Consider the following 2,959-nt stretch of genomic DNA (forward strand, 5'->3'; position numbering starts at 1 on the left):
GAGTATATAAACCTAAATTTTTTTTATAATTGTAAGATCTTTCAAAGTGGCGCAATTTGACCGAAAATGGTGGCGTCATAACTCCGAAATAGCCACATTCCAATCCAAGTATATTCTAATCATTGTTATAATGATATTTTTAAATTACAACTAGGGGTTTCGGCTTCGAGTAGTCAAGGGGAATTCCATCCAATACCTTTCTTCAAGATTTTTTTTATGAAATCACAGAATCTATTTCTCTTCAACTCGATAATAAATTACCACATACGAAGGGGATAATGCCAAAAGTTCATTGGTATCCTTTCCATTGTCCGTTAGATACAAAACTCCACAAAATCGATCAAAACCATATTCTTCATCTTTCCAAGAGGACGCAAATACCATTAATGGAATTTTTTTATCCAATTCCCATTCCGTCTTCTTGTATCGTCTCCAATTGAAAAAGGAATTTATGCTTGTCCGTTTCAATTCAACTTTTGCCTCGCTGCTAAAGGAATATGATTTGATAAACAACTTGCTTTCAGTATCGTTATCTTTAGTGATAATCTTTATTTTGTCGATAAAGTCAAAGTAAGGCTTACCCTTCTTGTAGTAGTGATAGGTACTCTCAAATTGGCTTAATGTATCTGTTTTTATAAAATCTCCGTTTTCATATTGATCCGAAAGTAGTATTATATTATATTGCTTGTTGAATTTCCCAAATTCAAATTTATTTATAGTTATGCCCTGAATTTCAATAACCTCAAGCAGGTCTAACATAGAGGTTTTTTCTGGATGAAATCTATTCATTGGGTTTTCCTTCTCCAATTGGGTACGATGGTCAACCTTAAATTCCTGCCCAAATGAGACCCTAATTGTTAGTAGACAAATGAAAAGAATTAAATAATATTTCTTCATGATTCATTTTTAGTTTGCTCAGAGCCAGGGTATATTTTCGAAACCTTAGTCCACATATTATTCATTACATTGATTGTCAACCGTTAACTACTAATATAGTTTAAATTTTAAATTGGCGATGATAACTTACAGCAAGCTTACTTGAAAGTACCACATGAGTACGTTATAGTAAAGGTTTGGTGTTATGACTATGTAGCTTTCCCAATAAAAGGAAAAATTTCAACTACACCTCCTTACTATATCATTTACGAGTTTATACCATTGAGCTTTTTGTATTTATCCACTCCTTACTGATTCTAATAATCGTATTAGAAATGCCTGTCATTCGTTCATAAAATGCATTTTTTTCATCTTTATTTAAAATATCAGAATCTCCTACAACAATTCGAAAATTTGCCTTTTGATTAAGAGGAGCTGATTTTGTTGCTTCAAAATGATTTTCGCTAAAATGAACAAATTTGCACAAATATTCATATAAATCTAGAGTACCGGGTACATCTTTGTTTAACTTACTTGCTAAGAATTTATCACTAAACTTTTCTTTTCCTTCCTTGTAACTGTTTATTCCTTTTCCCTGAAAAAAATGACTCAAGAAATCATCCCTATTTTGAACAATTTTAATTGCATTTAACCTTAAAGCGTTATCAAGCTGCATCCTTACTAAAGAAATTGCAGTTAGTGAATTTCTATCCCTTAATAAATGGGTAAACGCCTTATTTAAGGAAATAGCCCTGTTAAGTATTGATAAAATGTAAAAATCTAATTCATAGACTTTAGAGTCTCCTGCCTTTATTATACCCTCGGCCATATTTAGAAAACACTTGTTAATCTTGTCTAATTTATCTTTTTTGTTTATTGTAAGTCTCATTATAATCTTCCTTAAATGCTATAAAAAATCTGATTTATCATATTCTTTCTTTTGTGGTCTTCAATTTTTAATATTTCCCGATCTTTTTCCCGCAGAAAATCATAAAAAATTATGCCAACGGGAACAATTATAACAAGGATTACTTCTTACCAATATAGTTGTTTTTGTTTAATATATAGATTAAAGGGGAATGGGTGGCAATGACCACCGAAAGAGCTTTTGAGGGGTCAGCATGCACCAGAATATCCAAACGGTTCTAAAAGGCCGCTTTTATCATAGATAATTTTTAATTTATAAGGTTGTGCAGCGGTTACCATTGTTGTGCAACGTATTTTATTCATTCTTCTCATTAAGTCCAACAATGTCTTTTCGAATTTTTTTCCTCCATTTCTTTCCGTATTTTTTATCCAAATACTCAAAAACTGTTCTGTTATATTCATAGAGACTTTCCTCTGCAATTGCTTCACAACCATATTCAACAAAATTGACGTTATATTTTTCCGCAAATTTTGAGTCTGATTTATAAAATATAGGTGCGATTCCACTTGATTCCAATATATTTATTTCTCCATTTTTGATGTCGGCAAGTGCTTTTTCTTGGTTAAGTCCAAATCTTGGTTTCATAACAAATTCAAACACATATTCTTTTGGCTTGTCAACTCGGATTATTGTATCAAGGTTTTCATATCCTAAAGCTGTTAATTCAATCGTTTCCAAACTGTCTCTTTCTCGAATTTTGTATCGATATTCAAATTCTCCTTTTTCGTTTGTCATTGAATACCTATATCTCGATTTATAACTTACATAAGCATTCTCAAGAGGTTTTCCGTTGACTTCAGACATTACAATTCCTTTAATCAAAACTTCCTTTTTTTCTTGAGAAAATCCGATTATAGAATAAAGAAATAATATTGTCAGTATGAGTTTTTTCATATGTTGCACAACGTTTCTTGGCTATTGTTTGTTGCTAGCCAAGAACTAAAGAAAATAAATTATTAATTAGCACAACAAGTTATTAGTAGTTATTCCAAAAGGTAAACTACCACGCAATAAATAATAGCCGGTGTTGAACTAAACCTAAAGGTAGCTTCAAGCAAGAGTTACCTTACCGTTCACTACCTTTAGGATAGGTTTAATCATAAAATTTAAAGTTATGAAAAAAAAGTAGTACCCTCATTGAGAGGGCCTGTAATT

At 31.4% G+C, this 2,959-nt stretch carries 3 protein-coding genes; all 3 read right to left on the minus strand.

Annotation, left to right across the window (positions count from 1 at the left end; all coding sequences use genetic code 11):
• Positions 1 to 231: 231 nt before the first annotated feature.
• Positions 232 to 897: a DUF5041 domain-containing protein gene (locus MWU84_RS23645; RefSeq protein WP_085496289.1), complete on the minus strand. Its 666-nt coding sequence runs from the start codon at positions 895 to 897 to the stop codon at positions 232 to 234.
• A gap of 253 nt (positions 898 to 1,150) precedes the next feature.
• On the minus strand, positions 1,151 to 1,765 hold the full coding sequence (locus tag MWU84_RS23650; protein ID WP_085496287.1) for a hypothetical protein: 615 nt from the start codon (positions 1,763 to 1,765) through the stop codon (positions 1,151 to 1,153).
• Between the two features lie 333 nt (positions 1,766 to 2,098).
• Complete coding sequence (locus tag MWU84_RS23655; protein ID WP_085496286.1) at positions 2,099 to 2,698, minus strand: hypothetical protein; 600 nt, start codon at positions 2,696 to 2,698, stop codon at positions 2,099 to 2,101.
• Positions 2,699 to 2,959 lie beyond the last annotated feature (261 nt).

It is taken from the genome of Arenibacter sp. F20364 (assembly GCF_023015905.1).
GTDB lineage: Bacteria > Bacteroidota > Bacteroidia > Flavobacteriales > Flavobacteriaceae > Arenibacter.